Source organism: Citrobacter sp. Marseille-Q3906, assembly GCF_916618775.1.
Classification (GTDB): Bacteria; Pseudomonadota; Gammaproteobacteria; order Enterobacterales; family Enterobacteriaceae; genus Citrobacter; species Citrobacter murliniae.
This window is the reverse complement of the sequence record NZ_CAKAKA010000002.1, coordinates 1,657,634-1,673,092: the sequence shown is the minus strand read 5'-3', so window position 1 is coordinate 1,673,092 and position 15,459 is coordinate 1,657,634. Positions and strand designations below refer to the sequence as shown.

Genomic DNA, 15,459 nt, shown 5'->3' with positions numbered 1-15,459 from the left:
CTCACTCTCTCTCCATGTTCAGCGGGAAATGACAGGCGTAGAGATGATTCTTTGCTCCGGTCAGTCGTGGGGTTTCAATACATTCGCGTTGTGCATAAGGGCAACGTGGTCCCAGGCGGCAACCAATAGGCAATTGCTCTAACAATGGAATTGCTCCCGGCATGGTATTCAGTCGGCTTTTGTGTGGCATCGGACTACCAAAGTCAGGAATGGCACGGATCAACGCCTGGGTATAGGGATGATGCGGAATTGTCACCAGATCTTTACTGGGGGCGGTTTCCACCGTTTGTCCGCAGTACATTACGTTGATTTTGTCTGCCCACTGGCTAAGCATTTGCAGGTCATGGCTGATCAGTAAAATGGTGGTATTGCTGTTTTGATTCAGCCGGGTCAGCAGACGGAAAATTTGTGCCTGCGTCGTGGGTTCCATCGCGTTAGTGGGTTCATCGGCAATCAGCAGGCGCGGCTGGTTAGCCAGTGCGATTGCAATCATCACTTTCTGGCACTCGCCGTCCGTCAGCTCATAGGGGAAGCTGCGCATTGCGTCTTTATGATCTTTGATCCCGACACGGTGCAGCAGCTCAATTGCACGGCGTTTACGCCAGCCAATACGTTGCCACCAGCGCCCTTTATAGGTCCAGGCCGGGATATTTTGCATTAGTTGCCGCCCAATACGTTCAGACGGATCGAGACAGGATTGCGGCTCCTGAAAGATCATGGAAACGTTATGACCGACCAGTTTACGTCGCTCACGAGCGGAAAGACGCAGCAGATCGATATCGTCAAAGCGCATACGGTCGGCGGTAACGCGCCAGTTGTCTTTGGCTACTCCGCAGATGGCTTTGGCGATGAGACTTTTACCCGATCCGGATTCACCTACCAATCCACGGATCTCGCCTTCATTCAGCGTCATGCTAACACGGTCAACTGCCTTCACCCATTCGTCGCCGGTCCTGAACTCAATAGTCAGGTTGCGGATATCCAGTAATGGCATTATTCCACCCCCGCAATAATCGCGCGACGTACGCCGTCACCTAACAGGTTAACCAGCAGCACACTGATCATAATTGCCGCCCCCGGCAGCATTACCGTCCACGGCGCGACGTAAATCAACTCCAGCGCGTCGCCGAGCATAGCTCCCCATTCCGGCGACGGGAGCTGTGCACCGAGATCCAGAAAGCCCAGTGCGGCAATGTCCAGAATCGCCATCGACAGTGCGCGAGTGATTTCGGTGATAAGTCCGGCGGTAATATTGGGCAGAATCGCAAACCACAAAATATTGAGCGTTGTGGCACCGTCCAGGCGCGCAGCGATGACATACTCTTTTTCCAGCTCGTCGTGCACCATGCTGTAGACGGAGCGTACCATGCGTGGCAACAACGCCAGCCAGACAGCAAACATCGCGTGAGTCAGGTGCGGTCCGGCAAACGCCACCACAATAATCGCCAACAGCAGCGAAGGAATAGAGAGGAGGGTATCCAGAATATGGTTCAGCACGGCGGAGCGTAAACCGTGCGTTGCTCCGGCTAATACTCCTAATACCAGACCACACAGCGTGGCGGCGAGCGTCACGACAAACGCACCACCCACGGTAGGAGCCGCGCCGCTAAGCAGGCGGCTTAACACGTCACGCCCCAGATCGTCAGTCCCAAGGAAGAATGACACTTCGCCATAGCGTGACCAGGAAGGAGGCAGCAGTTGGTATCCCAGAAATTGCTGATCGATACCATAAGGTGCGAACCAGCCACCAAAAACACACAGTATCATCAGTCCCGCGCAGCCATACAGGCCGACCATTGCAGGAGCATCACCATAAAAATTGCGCCAGGCGGTGCGTAGCGTACCGGGCGGGCGCTTTTCGGTGTATACGCTATCGTAAGGCATACCATTCCTTATGTTTCAGAGGGTTAGCCATGGCACCCAAAATATCAGAGATAACGTTAACAATAATAACCAGAGAACCAATCACCATAACGCCCGCAGAAATTGCGGCGTAATCCTGTTGACGAATCGCGTTAATCAGCCAGCGGCCAAGCCCTGGCCAGCTAAAGACCATCTCAGTAATCATTGCCAGAGTCAGCATGGTAGAAAACTGTAAACCAAGACGCGGGATCACCGGCGGCAGGGCATTATGCAGCACATGACGTCTCAGGATCGTTAACCGCGACAGGCCGCGGGTGGCTGCTGCTTTCACGTAGTTCTGATCGAAAACTTCAATAGTGCTGATGCGCATTAGACGAATGACTTCGGTTGTTGGCGCGACGGAGAGCGTCAATACGGGGAGCACCATATGTCGGATTGCACTGACCACCATTTCATCACGCCAGGGCGAATCGGAGATCCACGCGTCGATAATGGCAAAACCTGTGACGGGTTTGACTTCGTAGAGCAGATCAAAGCGGCCTGATACCGGCAACCAACCGAGCGTAAGTGAAAAGAGTAATGTCAGCAGTAGCGCCAGCCAAAAAACCGGAATAGAAAAGCCCATCAGAGCAATAGCACTGATGCAACGATCCTGCCATTTATTACGCGTTATGCCTGCCAGCATGCCGATAGGGATCCCTACCATCAGCGCAAAGCCAAAGGCCAGAATGCACAACTCCATCGTGGCAGGAAATACCTCTTTCAGTTGTTCTGAAATCAACTGTCCGTTGATACTGGAAACACCAAAATCCCAGTGAATTAAGCCATTAAACCAGAATACCCAGGCGTTCCACAGCGATGCGCCTTGCAGAGGTGCATGGGGAGTAAAATAGCTCAGGCTAAACCCGATAAATGTCAGGAAGAAAAGGGTTACCAGGAGCAATAAAAAACGCCGCAGGGTGAAGATAATCATGGTTTTTTCACCTCATCTTTCTTTTCCCTGGAAACCCCGGCAAAGGAGGCATTACCAAACGGACTCAGCACCAGTCCTTTGATGTCGTAGCGATAGGCCTGCAGGCGTAGTGAAGATGCCAGTGGCAGAATCGGGAGCTCTTTTGCCAGAATATTTTGTGCTTCGTCATAGGCGTCAATGCGTGAGGCGAGCTGCTGTGAAGACAGCGCCTTGCGCAGAACGTTATCAAACTCCGGGTCACACCAATGGGCAAAGTTGGTCTGCGAGTTAATGGCGGCGCAGCTCAGTAGCGGTCGGAAAAAACTGTCAGGATCGTTACTGTCTGTCGCCCAGCCGGACAACGTCAGATCATGGTTCATATCCATTAATCGCGCCTCCTGAAAACGACCTTCTACCGGGACGATTACCACTTTTACGCCAACCTGCGCCATGTCTGCCTGGATCAATTCTGCGGTTTTCAATGGACTCGGGTTCCAGGCCTGAGAGCTGGTGGGTACCCAAAGTTGTAACGTTAAGTTCTCCAGCCCCAGCGCTTTAAGCTGTTCGCGAGATTTTGCCGGGTTGTATTCTGTAATTTTAGCTTCGTTGTCATAAGCCCACGAGGCGCGAGGTAAAATAGATGCCGCTGTTTCCGCCGTACCGTAGTAGATCGACTGCATCAGACGTTGGTTGTTGATCGCCAGTGCCAGCGCATGACGAACGGCAGGATTATTCAGTGGAGGTTTGTCCGTATTAAACGCCAGATAGGCAATGTTCATTCCCGGTCGCAGCGTCAGACGCAGACGCGGGTCATCACGTAAAATACTGAGCTGGCTGGCGGCAGGCCAGGCCAGAACATCGCACTCTCCGGTGAGCAGTTTTGATAAACGCCCCGTGCCACCCGAGCCGAGATCAACGACCACCTGCGGCATTAAAGGCTTACCGCGCCAGAAATTGTCGTGACGTTGCAGACGAATATATTGCCCGGCGCGATTTTCTGAAAGCTGGAACGGCCCGGTGCCGACAGGCTGCCTGTCCAGTAATTCCTGGCGATCCTGTTTTGCCAGCGTTGAGGCGTATTCAGCTGACATGACGGAGGCGTAGTGCGTTGCCAGGTGCCACAGGAAAGAAGCGTCGGGTTGGGTCAGACGAAATTCGACGGTGTTGTTGTCCAGCTTACGCACACTTTGTACGTTATCGGCAAACTGGAGGCTGTCGAAGTAGGGGAAGCTACTGCCATTTACGTTATGCCATGGGTTCTGGCGATCAAAGATTCGCTCGAAGGTAAATACCACATCGTCCGCATTTAGCTTACGTGTTGGGGTAAACCAGGCCGTCTTTTGAAACGGTACGTCTCGGCGCAGATGGAAACGGTAGGTTGCACCGTTGTCCAGCACTTCCCAGCTCTCTGCCAGTTCAGGAACCAGTCGATAAGTGTAAGGATCCACATCAAGCAGCCGGTCATAGAGCTGGGCGGCCAGCGTGTCGACAATCAGACCACTGCTGGCTTTTTGTGGGTTGAATGTGTTGACCTGCCCGCTGACGCAATAGACAAAGCCGCTGTCACGAATATCAGCGTGCGTGGTCTGCTCAGGCGCAGCAACTGCCTGACCACTCAGAAGTCCAGCCATCACGATCAGAGATGATAAAACCAGGCGCATAATTTTTAATGGATTATATATAAAGAAGCTATCTTACTAATATTTAATGACATTTGCCATTACCGTTTGTGTTTGGGGGTAGTAGTGGTGGTAATCACGAATTCAACATCGCGACCTGGTCAACATTCATACCAGCTTTCCACTTTGAATATACCTCATGAACTATCTTAGCATTTTCATGCCCTATCTGACTCGCAATAAACGAGGATACGCCTTAACAGAACTGGTCTGCGTTTTGCCAACGGTTATGACAAGAGGGGAATAGGGAGTGAACAGGCGGCAACCGAATTGTGACGCCAGAACTGCTTTGTTCTTATTCTTTACGCACGATTGAATCGCCACGCTCTGAGAAAAGTCTCCACAGCGGATAATGCCAGCTTATCCAACCACACCGGATCTACCGGAGCCTGGTCAATAAGTGCAGCGGGGAGGGCGTAGCCCATAATGGCCCCAAGAAAAGCTGTTGCTTGCAGATTGGGATCATCCAGTTGAATTTTACCTTCGGTCTGAAACTGAGCCAGAACCTGGGCTAGCGTATCGCGAATCCGGCCAGTAGGGCGCTGCGCAAGGCTGGAAAAGATTTCAGGGCGCTGAACCAGCACCTGAATGAGCAGTCGTTGAAAATGAATATTGGCCGGTGAGAAAAAATAGGCTTGTATCATCCTGGCGATCCCAAGAAGCAGCTCCGGTAAATTATGCTGTTTATCGTCAAGCAACTGCTGCAGAGACGGCTGAAGCTTATCGTTCAGAAAAGCAAAGGTTTCAACCAGTAGCTGATCCTTTCCTCCCGGAAAGTGACTGTAAAGCGTTGTTCTGGTTGTATTGGCCTTTTCCGCAATAATTTGAAGCGAAACATCCATGCCGTGCTCGAGGAAAATATCACGCGCAGCCTCAAGAATGCGAGGACGGGCTTTCATCGGGCGACCTTGTGGTTTAGTCATTTACTGTTACGTTTCCTTTTCACTCTCGACCAGTACCGGGGGATTAGCCATTCTTTCAATGCCCCTGCGGATAGCAATAAAAAAGAGTGGAACAAAGAGTAAGGTTAATAATGTTCCGGAAAGCATACCGCCAATAACGGCGACGCCAATCTCCAGGCGGCTTGATGCCCCAGCTCCTGTGGAGAGTACCAGAGGAATTACCCCGGCAACAAATGCCAATGATGTCATCAAAATAGGTCGTAAGCGTAAACTCGCTCCTTCCAGTGTTGCTGTGACAACCTCTTTGCCGCTCTGATACTGTGACTGTGCGAATTCAACGATCAGAATTGCATTCTTGGCGGATAATCCCATGGTTGTGAGCATGCCAACCTGAAAATAGATGTCATTGGTTAAGCCGGTGATCCAGGTAGCGAAGACGGCACCAGAAATGGCGAGTGGGATGATTAATAATACAGCCAGTGGGATGGCCCAGCTTTCATACAGCGCAGCAAGGCACAGGAAGATAAAGGCACAGGTCGCGAGGTAGATCCACTGGGCTTGTCCTGAGGACAATTGTTCTTGATATGACAGGCCGCTCCATTGGAGTCCAAAACCATCAAACTTCTGTATAACATCCTCAATCGCGTCCATTGCGGAGCCTGAACTTCCCCCCTCAGTTGCATTACCCTGAAACTGGACGGAAGAAAGTCCATTAAAGCGTTGCAGCATCTGGGGACCCGTGGTCCATTGCAGGGTACTAAAGCTGCTAAAAGATGCCATTAAATCGTTATCCCCCCGTACGTGCCAGGCGGAAATATCCTCTGGCGAAGTACGCCAGTCAGCATCACTTTGCATGTACACCCGCTTGACCCGTCCCCGGTCAATAAAATCATTAACATAAACACCTCCCCATGCGGCGGATAATGTACTATTGATGTCTGCTTGCTCTAGTCCCTGAACCTGCGCTTTATGTCTGTCGATATCGACCCTGAGCTGGGCTTTTTCGTCAAGGCTGTTGATCCTGACAGCCGAAAGATTTGCGTCATCTGCTGCAAGATTCAGGACCTGCCGTTGAGTGCTTAGCAGCGCGTCATAACCGTTAGCTTCCTGATCCTGTAACCAGACTTCAAAACCGCTCGACTGGCCGAGTCCACGTACCGTTGGCGGTGCCGTTACGTTAATGGATGCCAGCAGGTGGCTTTTAAAATACTGGTTAGCACGTGAGATGATGGATTGTGCGCTGTTTTGTTTACCACTGCGTTTGTCCCAGTGTTTTAGCTCAGCGAAAGCCATACCAACATTTTGTCCACTTCCGGCGTTATTGCGTCCTGTGACCATAAAGATGACATTCAGGTTTTCCTTTTCCTCCCTGAGAAAATATTGGCTTATTTCATCACCGACAGCCTGAGTCTGTGTGATTGGAGAGCCGACAGGGAGAGCAAATTGAATCATTACCGAACCCTGATCTTCTTCCGGCAGAAAACTGGTCGGGAGTTTCAGGTAAGTCCCAATAGTTAATAAAACCAGGATTACTGCGAGGATATACAGGCGTACCGGGCGGGATATGCTTCGCTGCAAGAGGCTGAGGTAGGCGCTCTGGCCTTTGTCAATTCCACGGTTCAGCGAAGTAAAAAATCGACCTTGCTGGTGAGGGACGGGTTTAAGCAGATGAGCGCAAAGTGACGGAGTCAGTGTTAGCGCAACCAGAGCGGATAAAATCATTGAAGACACAATCGTCACGGTAAATTGTCGGTAAATAATGCCAACAGAGCCGCCTAAAAAAGCCATCGGTATGAACACCGCAGAAAGCACCAACGCAATACCTACCAGAGCGCTGGTGATTTCGCTCATCGAACGTAATGTCGCTTCTACGGGGGGGCATTTTTGTGATGCCATAATGCGCTCCACGTTTTCGACCACCACAATGGTATCGTCTACCAGAAGCCCGATAGCCAACACCATGGCAAAAAGCGTGAGTGTATTGATGTTGTACCCCAACAGACTCAATATTCCGAAAGTCCCCAGCATAACAACGGGAACGGTGATTGCCGGGATCAGTGTTGCCCGCCAGTTTTGTAAAAACAGGAACATGACAACCACAACTAACAGAATGGCTTCCAGAAGGGTATGAATAACACCTTCAATCGATACGAGTACAAATGGTGTGCTGTCCTTGGGATAAGCTGCAATCACCCCCTGAGGGAACTGCGGAGTCAGGCGCTCTATTTCAGCGCGTACATTTTCAGCCGTTGTTAATGCATTCGCTCCTGACGCCAACTGGATAGATATCCCGGCCGCCGGATAACCGTTGAGCGTGGTCAGGTTTTGATAGTTTTCTGCGCCGATCTCAACTCTTGCCACATCCCGTAAATAAACTGCGGAACCATCGCTATTGGTACGAAGGAGGATATTCTCAAATTGTTTTGGTGTTTCAAGGCGAGACTGTACGGTGACGGTTGCGTTCAGATACTGATCCGCAGGGGCTGGCTGGGAACCAATTTCGCCACTCGTCACCTGGGCATTTTGCGCTTCAATTGCACTCTGTACATCAGAAGGCATGAATCCGAAGCTATTTAACTTATAAGGATCCAGCCATACTCTCATCGCGTATTGCGCGCCAAACACCGTGGTTTCCCCGACGCCATCGACCCGGCTTAGAGGATCCTGCAGATTACTGATCAGAAAGTCATTGATATCGATATTACTAAGCTGTCGGGAAGGGTCATAGAGCGCCACAACCATCAGACTGTCCCCTTGAGACTTTGTAACGGTGATCCCTTGTTGCTGAACTTCCTGGGGAAGACGCGTAATTGCCTGATTGACAGCATTCTGGACCTGGACCTGGGCAATATCGGGATCGGTCTCCTGTGCAAAACTCAGGCTTATTCGGGCCTGCCCGGCTGAACTGCTGGTGGAAGAGAAGTAGAGAAGACCATCGATCCCTTTAATTTGCTGCTCAATCACCTGAGTCACACTGTCTTCAACTGTTTCAGCTGAAGCGCCCGGATAGTTTGCGGTGATAGTGACCCCAGGGGGCGCGATATCAGGATACTGCTCTACCGATTGTGTGAACAGTGAGAGCAAGCCAGCCGACATAATGCAAATGGCCATTACCGCAGCGAAGACCGGTCTATCAACAAAAAATCTGGCCAGCATATGTCGCTCCACAAACTGTTTATTTACTTTACAGTAATGTAAATAAATGATTTGGACAAATAATAATCATCAAAGACATAGCTTTGTAAGTGACAGGTAACAAAGAATTTAAGTAAATATCTTTAAAATCAGTATGTAACAGAGAGCTATTTTTTAATAAAAATAATCTCTGTTGTTGGTTGATTTCTGGCACGCTGCTGGTTTGCACGAGCAGCGCCCAACAGATGAATGCTGCTTATTACGAAGCGCCACCCCAAAGTCGCTACGCTTGATGAGCAGTTCGGGCGACAGCTTTTGCTAAAGCTGATGTTTTTTAAGCAGTGCGCGCAGTTGGTGGTAGGTCAGTCCGAGCAATCCAGCCGCTTTTTTCTGATTAAATCTGGCCTGCTCAAGACTGGTTTGCAGAAATTGTTTCTCCTGTTGCTGTTGGAATTCGCGCAGATCGAGAGGTAATGGTGCCAGAACTGGTGAGGTTTCCGACTGCTGGATTTCGGGGGCGGGGCGTTTGAAAGGGTCAATCACAATCTCATCCAGAGGATAATCACTGGTACTGTGTCGGTAAACCGATCGCTCAACGACATTCTTCAGTTCCCGTATATTACCAGGCCAACGGTAGTGTAGCAGGGTCTCTCTGGCCTGAGCGCTAAATCCTGGAAACAGTGGTAACCCGATTTCACGACACATCTGAATAGCGAAGTGCTCGGCCATTAACATGATGTCGCTTTGACGTTCACGTAAGGGAGGGAGCTGCACTACATCGAAAGCCAGCCTGTCCAGCAGGTCCGCGCGAAAAGTGCCTTCGCTGACCATCCGTGGCAGATCGGCATTTGTTGCGCATACCAGTCGTACGTTAACCTGCAACGGCTGGCTGCCGCCAACGCGTTCGAGTTCCCCATACTCAATCACACGCAGGAGTTTTTCCTGTACCAGCATCGGGGCGGTTGCCAGTTCATCGAGAAACAGCGTCCCGCCATCAGCGCGCTCGAATCGGCCAGGATGGCGTTTTTGTGCTCCGGTAAAGGCTCCCGCTTCGTGGCCAAACAGTTCTGAGTCGAGTAGGTTTTCATTAAGCGCCGCGCAGTTCAGGGAAATAAACGGTCCCTGCCAGCGCGAGGAGAGATAGTGCAGGCGGTTGGCGATCAGCTCTTTCCCTGTGCCACGCTCACCGATAACCAAAACCGGTTTATCCAGTGGGGCCAGTTGAGAAACCTGCTCCAGTACTTCAATGAAGCTGTTAGCTTCGCCAAGAAGGTTATCTTTGTATCCTGCCATGATGAAATTCACCATTTGTTAGTGTTATTCACCAATGTAACCTAATTTCATGAACAGGTAAAATTTACTATTTTCTTTATAATCAAATAATTAAAAAGTTGGCATGCAAGCTGCATTAGAGCATCAGCAGGGCATTGCCCGATATCAGAACAGTAAGTGAGGATTACATTATGGGTATTTTTTCTCGTTTTGCCGACATCGTGAACGCCAACATTAATGCGTTGCTGGAAAAAGCTGAAGATCCGCAGAAGCTGGTGCGGTTAATGATCCAGGAAATGGAAGATACGCTGGTGGAAGTTCGCTCGAATTCAGCGCGCGCACTGGCAGAAAAGAAACAGTTATCTCGCCGTATTGAACTGGCCACCGCGCAACAGGCGGAGTGGCAGGAAAAAGCGGAGCTGGCGCTGCGCAAAGAGAAAGAAGACCTGGCGCGTTCTGCTTTAATTGAAAAGCAGAAGTTAACTGATTTGATTACCACTCTGGAACATGAAGTGACGCTGGTTGATGACACGCTGGCACGTATGAAAAAAGAGATTGGCGAGCTGGAAAATAAACTCAGCGAAACCCGTGCTCGTCAGCAGGCGCTGACGCTGCGTCATCAGGCTGCAAGCTCCTCCCGCGACGTTCGTCGTCAGCTGGACAGCGGTAAGCTGGATGAAGCGATGGCGCGCTTTGAATCTTTTGAACGCCGCATCGATCAGATGGAAGCCGAAGCTGAAAGCCATAACTTTGGTAAGCAAAAATCTCTCGATCAGCAATTTGCTGATTTGAAAGCAGATGATGAAATCAGCGAGCAACTGGCGCAGTTGAAAGCCAAAATGCAGCAAGACAAGCAATAATAACATCTGGCGGCGCCAGAGCGCGCCGCCGCTCATCACCTGTAAGGAGTACACATGAGCGCGCTATTTCTGGCCATACCGCTAACCATCTTTGTGCTGTTTGTTTTACCGATTTGGTTGTGGCTGCATTACAGCAACCGTTCCAGTCGTGGCGAGTTATCGCAAAGCGAACAGCAGCGCCTGGTGGAATTGAGTAATGATGCACAGCGCATGCGTGAACGTATTCAGACGCTGGAAGACATCCTTGATGCAGAACATCCTAACTGGAGGGACCGCTAATGGGGGGCGTTAACCTGAACAAAAAACTGTGGCGTATTCCACAGCAAGGTATGGTTCGTGGGGTCTGTGCCGGTATCGCACAGTATCTTGATGTTCCGGTGAAGCTGGTGCGAATCCTGGTTGTTTTGTCGATTTTTTTTGGTCTGGCCTTTTTTACCATAGTGGCTTATATCGTGCTGACTTTCGTTCTGGATCCAATGCCAGACAATGTCGCTTTCGGCGAACAACAGCCCTCGAGCGGCGAACTGCTTGATGCCGTCGATCGTGAACTGACCGCAAGTGAAAATCGTTTACGCGAAATGGAGCGTTATGTGACTTCAGATACGTTCACATTGCGCAGCCGCTTTCGCCAATTGTGAGGATTGAGATGAACAATCGCTGGCAGCGTGCCGGGCAAAGGGTGAAGCCTGGTTTTAAATTAGCAGGCAAGCTGGTACTTCTTACCGCGCTCCGCTATGGTCCTGCAGGCGTTGCCGGTTGGGCAGTGAAGTCCGTTGCTCGACGTCCGCTGAAAATGGCGCTGGCGTTGATTCTGGAACCTTTATTGAGCCGCGTGGCGGTAAAATTATCCAAACGTTATTCCGGGAATTAGCCCGACATCCGAATGACGCTATTTGAAATAACATATAGATAACATTTTTCCTGTTAATTTGCGGCAGCTCACAAATACGATTTTTGGGCTGCCAAAATCATTTTCCCCCTCAAGCTCACCTCTGCTGATTGACAGTTTATTTTCGTCTGAATTTATGTGTCAGCAATAATATTGCGTTAGTAAGTCTTGCCATTAATCAACTCAAATAGTAAATGCCAGCTCTGTTCTTCCTACGTGCGCGTGGACGCATCAATTCCACTGGGAGGGAAAGGAGTGAATTTTATTGCAGTAACCTGCCCCCGCAAGTTGATCTAGAATGGTGACGATTTTCACAGCAGTTGTATGATAAATATTCGTCAGTTTTAAACTATCAGTTTAAAATACAATATCGAGTAGAGGTGAATAAGAATAGCAATACACTCAACAAAACGAGGTTCATTTAATTAAAAAAAACGCCCACAGCAAGTTTCATGAATACAACTGCTCTTGGGACATCGGGAATGTAGGTTAAAACTAGCTATCCGATAATTATCGGCCGCTAATCATATTCTGACTTAGCGGCCGATATTATTAATTACTTACTCTTTCAAACTCATATGATTTGAAGCAAGTATTTGAACCTTCATGTGCGGTTATGACTATTTCACCAGAAGGGAAATCATCCTTCAGATCAAAATAAAATAGACCATTTGTAGAGCTGATTTTAGAAGGGACGACTCTTTTCCCAGTTAGGTGTGAAGAAACTCCGACAATGAAGTCGTCCCCTGAAGATGTAACTTTTAGATAGTACTTACCACGACCTATATCCTTATATGGACCAAATGCAATTGATCCGCCTTTACCATTATTGCAAATTTTACCATTGTCTCCAACTTTAAATTCGCTAAGAACATTTTCTGTGTTAGCAAAGATATCACCAGTATTAAGATTGATCGGGTCATTGTAAATAATTATTATGACATCAACTAATTTGTGTATAGATTCAGGTTTTCCATATATCCCTTCAACAACTGATTGCTGCTCTTCATTTTCAACTATAAAGAATTTATTTCCATTGTTAAAATTAGAGGTTTTTGATAGCCAAAAAACTGGTTCTATAGTTTTCATTTTAGTATCAATGTTCACAGGTCCAATATTGAATGTCTTTGTTGAGCTAATAGATGCAGAATACCAAAAGGTTGCATAGCCACTATTAAGATTATTGGCAGTCAAAAAATCAGATATGATGTGATACTTAGAACCACTTCTATTAAAATCAAGGCCAAGATCTGGTTTGTTTATAAATATAAGTGAGCATGATGATATTATTACAGTGAAAAGTAAAAGTGCGGAATTAAGTTTAGTGTTAATTCTTAGATTTCTGCAAATGAAGATTGAACCAAAGATTATTACTGGCACGAGGTACCTTGTCGTTCCCTCATCAACTGGCTTATCACTCATGGTATAAGCTGGTATCATTATCAAAGATGATACTAAAAGAGAAATGTCAATTAGCGAAAAATTCTTAGATCTTGATGCTGCTTTATAAATCAGGAAGAAAAAAAATAACGCCGATACGAATTTTATGGACGAATAAATTCCATCAAGAGAAGATATTTGCTTCCCTAAAAAATCAGCATTGAACAGGATTAATAATCCTTTAAATAATAGGGAGAGGTTAAATCCAAGTTTTTCATATGAAACAAATGCAGGGCTCGGCATTCCGGGTAAGAAAAAAAACTCCGGTGAGTTGGTTATGGTTAACATAACTTTGTATAAAATATATGATACTATAAGAGATAAGAATATTAAAATTCTATTTTTTGAATTTCCCTTAGATAAGATACACGATAATGCTACTGGTATGAAAAATAAGTACATTGTTATATCATCACTAAAGATGGTGAGTGACGATAGAATTATTGTAAAGTAAATATACGATATACTCTGAGTTTTACAATATGACTCTATAAGAATATACAACAGGACAATATAAAGATAAGTAGGTACATGAATTATTGCTACGGAAAGCATGTAGCTTACCATAGTTCCAGGTATGGCCATAAACAGGAAAAGAGGCCAAGTGTTTTTGGACCCGGTGTTTATACTCAAAGCATAACATGCTGTTATAAGAGCACCGGCCATCATCCCTGGTATTACGTAAGTTATCCATGAAACATATCCGAATATTTTAATTGCAATGGCAAACCAAACAAGGTCGGTAAAATAAAAGCTTACCGTAGAAAGGTACCAGCCTTTCAGTGTTATATTGCCATCGGCTATATCAACAGCCTCAAGAATTCCGCTCATACTATCAGAGCTAGGTGCAAATTTATGGCTAAAAGCCATGTATAAATATGACGATATTATAAACAATAGTGTTAGCGATAATCCTTTTTTCGTCATTTTTTCATGCCTTTCAATAAGTATTTTGGTCGTTTTTTTGTTTCAATGTAAATTCTACCTATATATTCTCCCAACACTCCAATACCTATCAACTGTACTCCACCCAGGAACAGTATCGAAACTAGAAGGGAAGGGTAACCGTGCACCGGGTTACCGAAGGCCAAAGTATCTATAATCATCCATGCACCATATATAAATGCTAAACCAGCAACAATAAGACCGATATAGCTCCACATGCGCAATGGAAATGTTGAAAAACTAGTAATCCCCTCAATCGCCAGATTCCACAGTTTCCAACCGTTGAATTTTGAATCACCAGCTACGCGTTCGGCGCGGACATATTCAATGACATCAGTTTTTCCACCTACCCAACTGAGTACTCCTTTCATAAATAGATTGCGTTCAGGCATTTGCTTGATATTTTCGACAACATCTCGGCTCATTAACCGGAAATCACCAACATTTTCTTCTATTTTTGGGATGCTTATTTTGTTGTGCAGCTTATAAAACCACTCAGCTGTCTTACGTTTCATATGTCCATCGCTTGTACGATCCGAACGCTTGGCCAGCACCATGTCTGCGCCGGATTTCCACTTCTCAATTAGTTTGGGGATCACATGAATCGGATCTTGTAAGTCGACGTCAATCGGAATTACTGCATCCCCTGTTGCATGGTCCAGCCCGGCGAACAACGCAGGCTCTTTACCAAAATTGCGGGTGAATGATAACGGCATTACCAGTGGATCAGACACAGCAAGAGCATTGATAATTGACTCAGTGGCATCTTTGCTACCATCATTGATGAATACAATTTCCACTTCATACGGTTTTAACTCTTTACATTCGCGAACCGTTTTATAGAAAATTGGTATTGTGTCTTCCTCATTGAAGACCGGAACAACCAAAGAAATTTTCATTTCTCATCTCTAAAGACAATGAACTTAGAATAAATGAACCCTGCAACCAGGCTAAACCCTGAGAAGACAATGAGGGTGACGGTAGCCGGGGCGTGAAGAAGGTCTGCAACATAACCGGTAAGTGCGGCCATTCCTCCCATAAAGACTACGAAGGCTACATATCGACCTTTTGTAGCTTTTGATTTGAACGTCCATTTGGCATTAACAAAAAAACTGAACGTCACAGCAAGGCAGAAGGCAACAAGGTTCGACATTGCCTGATTAAAACCAAGTAAATTGAACGTGATGGCAAAACATAGCCAATGGATGGCGGTATTCAACACGCCTATAGAAACATATCGACTAAATAGCTTTAACATTATAGAAATCAGTCAATTCTGAAAAGGAAGGAGTTTACCATTAGCTACTGAGATGATCGACCCTTAAGAAAGTTCTGATGAGGTAAATGTAGGATACTCTAAGGTTTTTATAGGTTAGTTTTATGTCACTTTCAAAAATATACTGTTTTTATATACAGTTTTAAATGGAGCATATCATGATATCCCAGTTGCATTCAGAATCGATATTAAACGAGACCTTACGTGAGGCCAGATTGTTTAGACGTGAGACATTTTAAACAAACA

At 47.1% G+C, this 15,459-nt stretch carries 14 protein-coding genes; 4 read left to right on the top strand and 10 right to left on the bottom strand.

What is annotated here, in order from left to right; translation table 11 throughout:
- Nucleotide 1 precedes the first annotated feature (1 nt).
- The 7 genes from sapD to pspF form a co-directional block, all read right to left on the bottom strand.
- Nucleotides 2-994 (bottom strand): peptide ABC transporter ATP-binding protein SapD, encoded by a 993-nt coding sequence (sapD, locus tag LG384_RS12085; RefSeq protein WP_045443447.1) that lies wholly within the window; start codon nt 992-994, stop codon nt 2-4.
- Nucleotides 994-1,884: a peptide ABC transporter permease SapC gene (gene sapC, locus LG384_RS12080; RefSeq protein ID WP_048221390.1), complete on the bottom strand. Its 891-nt coding sequence runs from the start codon at nt 1,882-1,884 to the stop codon at nt 994-996. Before sapC ends, sapD begins: the two co-directional genes overlap by 1 nt.
- Nucleotides 1,871-2,836, bottom strand: a complete 966-nt coding sequence (gene sapB, locus LG384_RS12075) for a peptide ABC transporter permease SapB (protein WP_045443441.1) — start codon at nt 2,834-2,836, stop codon at nt 1,871-1,873. Before sapB ends, sapC begins: the two co-directional genes overlap by 14 nt.
- Nucleotides 2,833-4,476 (bottom strand): ABC transporter substrate-binding protein SapA, encoded by a 1,644-nt coding sequence (gene sapA / locus LG384_RS12070; protein WP_045443438.1) that lies wholly within the window; start codon nt 4,474-4,476, stop codon nt 2,833-2,835. The genes sapB and sapA overlap by 4 nt, the downstream gene beginning before the upstream one ends.
- 320 nt (nt 4,477-4,796) lie before the next feature.
- Nucleotides 4,797-5,417 carry a TetR/AcrR family transcriptional regulator gene (locus tag LG384_RS12065; protein ID WP_045443435.1) on the bottom strand — a complete coding sequence of 207 codons (621 nt, stop codon included), beginning with the start codon at nt 5,415-5,417 and terminating at the stop codon, nt 4,797-4,799.
- Nucleotides 5,418-5,423: 6 nt separating this feature from the next.
- Nucleotides 5,424-8,552, bottom strand: a complete 3,129-nt coding sequence (locus tag LG384_RS12060; protein WP_225760961.1) for an efflux RND transporter permease subunit — start codon at nt 8,550-8,552, stop codon at nt 5,424-5,426.
- Nucleotides 8,553-8,849: 297 nt separating this feature from the next.
- Nucleotides 8,850-9,839 (bottom strand): phage shock protein operon transcriptional activator, encoded by a 990-nt coding sequence (pspF, locus tag LG384_RS12055; RefSeq protein ID WP_225760960.1) that lies wholly within the window; start codon nt 9,837-9,839, stop codon nt 8,850-8,852.
- Nucleotides 9,840-9,994: 155 nt separating this feature from the next.
- On the opposite strand from pspF, the gene pspA reads away from it, so the two are divergent.
- From pspA to pspD, 4 genes are read left to right on the top strand one after another with little or no spacing between them, the layout of a single operon-like run.
- Nucleotides 9,995-10,663 carry a phage shock protein PspA gene (pspA, locus tag LG384_RS12050; RefSeq protein WP_045443428.1) on the top strand — a complete coding sequence of 223 codons (669 nt, stop codon included), beginning with the start codon at nt 9,995-9,997 and terminating at the stop codon, nt 10,661-10,663.
- A gap of 54 nt (nt 10,664-10,717) precedes the next feature.
- Complete coding sequence (gene pspB / locus LG384_RS12045; protein WP_045443425.1) at nt 10,718-10,942, top strand: envelope stress response membrane protein PspB; 225 nt, start codon at nt 10,718-10,720, stop codon at nt 10,940-10,942.
- On the top strand, nt 10,942-11,301 hold the full coding sequence (pspC, locus tag LG384_RS12040; protein ID WP_136345572.1) for an envelope stress response membrane protein PspC: 360 nt from the start codon (nt 10,942-10,944) through the stop codon (nt 11,299-11,301). Before pspB ends, pspC begins: the two co-directional genes overlap by 1 nt.
- Nucleotides 11,302-11,309: 8 nt before the next feature.
- Nucleotides 11,310-11,534, top strand: a complete 225-nt coding sequence (gene pspD / locus LG384_RS12035; RefSeq protein WP_045443419.1) for a phage shock protein PspD — start codon at nt 11,310-11,312, stop codon at nt 11,532-11,534.
- A gap of 570 nt (nt 11,535-12,104) precedes the next feature.
- Here the strand turns inward: pspD and LG384_RS12030 are convergent.
- Genes LG384_RS12030 through LG384_RS12020 form a run of 3 tightly spaced genes read right to left on the bottom strand, consistent with a single transcriptional unit; the run spans nt 12,105 to nt 15,195 of the window.
- Nucleotides 12,105-13,919, bottom strand: a complete 1,815-nt coding sequence (locus LG384_RS12030) for a hypothetical protein (protein ID WP_225760959.1) — start codon at nt 13,917-13,919, stop codon at nt 12,105-12,107.
- Nucleotides 13,916-14,836, bottom strand: coding sequence for a glycosyltransferase family 2 protein (locus LG384_RS12025; RefSeq protein WP_225760958.1), 921 nt, complete (start codon nt 14,834-14,836; stop codon nt 13,916-13,918). Before LG384_RS12025 ends, LG384_RS12030 begins: the two co-directional genes overlap by 4 nt.
- Nucleotides 14,833-15,195, bottom strand: coding sequence for a GtrA family protein (locus LG384_RS12020; RefSeq protein WP_225760957.1), 363 nt, complete (start codon nt 15,193-15,195; stop codon nt 14,833-14,835). The genes LG384_RS12025 and LG384_RS12020 overlap by 4 nt, the downstream gene beginning before the upstream one ends.
- Between the last annotated feature and the right edge of the window lie 264 nt (nt 15,196-15,459).